Here is a 2,122-nt window from a genome sequence, read left to right on the forward strand (position 1 = left end):
ACGGGGCGGTGAAATCATCAACCAAACCACCCGCCTTTTCATGCCGCCCAAATGCATCACGGCACATCTTGTCGAGGATATCCGCATCAATCCAATGCGCGCCCACATAGCGCCGGGTGCCACCGGGCAGCAGCAGGTATTCATCCACCAAGCGCTTTGCCCCGCGCGCCGGGGCCAACGCAGCGGCACTCATCTGACGCGGCGGCACTGACCGGGCCACGATCTCTTGCACCGCCGCATCAGACGCCGCAATACGGTCCAACGCCACCTGCCGCCGATCTGCCGTGACACTGGAAGAGGCCAAACTGTCGAACGATTTCATCAGCTTCACGCCGCACCGCCTTGCCGCCGATCGGCAATGGCCTGGCACTTGGCGATCAGCGCCCGGCGGCGGGTGCGCCAATGATCTTCGGGCGGCGTGAGCACATCGCCTTGCGCCAGCCGGGTTTCAAAGCTGCGCAACTGGCGCACCGGGTCATCGGCCTTTTCGCGGATCTTCTGAACCGCATAAGAACCGGGCCACCGCCGGGTTTGGCGCAACTCTGTCAGCAGTTCCGGCGCCCACCCACCGGCCAAAGCATCAAGCCCAAGCTGGGCGGCGAACACGGCCCGGATCAGCGGGGAGGCATCATCGCCCGGAGGCTGAATTTGCCCGGCCCGTTCGAGGATCTTGTTGCCAACCGGAAACCGATCCTTTTCCTTGCCGCCTGCCATGCCTGCGGCTTCTTCCTCCAACGCGGCGAGGTTGAGGTCGGACATATAGGCCAGCTTCGCACAGAGATCCGCCTGCATGGCGGCGAACTGATCCTTTGGCAAACCACCCGGCTTCGCCAGACCCCGCCGCAGCAACGGTTCAATCAGCACCGCCCGCACCCGCTTTTCCCCTGCTGCCTGTTCAACGTGATCCACTGCCCTGCCCCTTTTCTAAGCAAATCAAACCGTGGATCTTGGCGTCCACTTTTGAAATCAGGTTATTTGCGATCATACATTCCCAAACCCTTTTGCGAACCGCACTCCAAACCACCTTGCTTCCGGCTTTGATTTGCTCTGCGATTTCTCTGGCTTCGAAGTGTTCATCCGACGTGAAAAAACTCGGTTTGCTTTGCGCGCGCTGGTTAGTTACTTGGTTCTTTACAGGTTCCTCTCCAGTGGGCTGGAGACGGCTCACCCTGTTTTCTGGAGACGGCTCGCCCTGTTTTTTGGAGTCGGCTCCGTCTCCAGATTTTGGAGTCGGCTTTGTCAATTTCCCGTCTCCAGATTTTGGAGTCGGCTCTTGTGTTTCCACCAACTCAAACCCCAATATGTAGCGTGTGGGCTTTTGTCGGCGTGACTTGCCATCGCGCTCTCTGTGACGCTGAATCAGGCGCTTTTCTTCCAGCAGGTTGAGTGCGTTATTCACAGTCCCATTCGATGCACCGGTAATCGCAATCAGATAAGCCTGCGTTGGAAAGCAGCCCGCAGACGGATTGTGGCAATCACACAGGTGGAACAACACCCTAAATTCGCTTGGCCCAATCAGATTGGCATCCAAGCTCGCGAGCCAATTTGTCGCTTTATGGCTCATTGCGACCTCCACGTCGTACGACATCGACGGGTTGGAGTATGCCTATCTGTCGCGACGACCAGCATCTGGTGGCGCCCACATCTTGCGTCCCCGCGTTCCCCGCTGACGCAGCTTCGCAGCGACAACAGCGATCTCCAGTGCTTCGAGCAAAGCCGGATGCGTGATGCGCTGCTCGCCCCCGCAATTCACTGGCACCCAACCGTAGAGTGCCCCGATGGGGCGGTGACGCAACTCCAGCCAACGCTCGACCGGAACGCGAAGATGAAAGGCAAAAACGCGGTCGTCGTCGTCCAATGTCGCGGGGGGATCGCTCTGCATGGCCGCCGCCCAAAGTGTCATTCCAGCGCCTCTTACGTCGAAATCGGACATGGTGCCGAAACGGCTTGTCAAAAATCTGTTGAAGAGAATGGGAAGCCATTGAACGTGTTGCCAACGCAAATCCAGGGGATAGGGATATTCCAGAACGTCCGTCATCGCAGGACCTCGCTTGCATCTGCAAAGAGACACAATCAAGCATGGTGTCCAAAGGGGCACCAGCCATCAAAGAACCATCAACCA

At 58.4% G+C, this 2,122-nt stretch carries 3 protein-coding genes and 1 pseudogene; all 4 read right to left on the reverse strand.

Annotation, left to right across the window (positions count from 1 at the left end; all coding sequences use genetic code 11):
- Nucleotides 1-331 (reverse strand): annotated as a pseudogene (locus tag L0H65_RS18870) (hypothetical protein); the annotation flags it as partial.
- Nucleotides 328-909, reverse strand: coding sequence for a hypothetical protein (locus tag L0H65_RS18875; protein ID WP_301460738.1), 582 nt, complete (start codon nt 907-909; stop codon nt 328-330). The gene L0H65_RS18875 and the pseudogene L0H65_RS18870, both read right to left, overlap by 4 nt.
- Nucleotides 896-1,564: a helix-turn-helix domain-containing protein gene (locus L0H65_RS18880; RefSeq protein WP_301460739.1), complete on the reverse strand. Its 669-nt coding sequence runs from the start codon at nt 1,562-1,564 to the stop codon at nt 896-898. Before L0H65_RS18880 ends, L0H65_RS18875 begins: the two co-directional genes overlap by 14 nt.
- A gap of 42 nt (nt 1,565-1,606) precedes the next feature.
- Nucleotides 1,607-2,038 carry a hypothetical protein gene (locus L0H65_RS18885; protein WP_301460740.1) on the reverse strand — a complete coding sequence of 144 codons (432 nt, stop codon included), beginning with the start codon at nt 2,036-2,038 and terminating at the stop codon, nt 1,607-1,609.
- Nucleotides 2,039-2,122 lie beyond the last annotated feature (84 nt).

The organism is Pseudorhodobacter sp. (assembly GCF_030452865.1).
GTDB lineage: Bacteria > Pseudomonadota > Alphaproteobacteria > Rhodobacterales > Rhodobacteraceae > Pseudorhodobacter.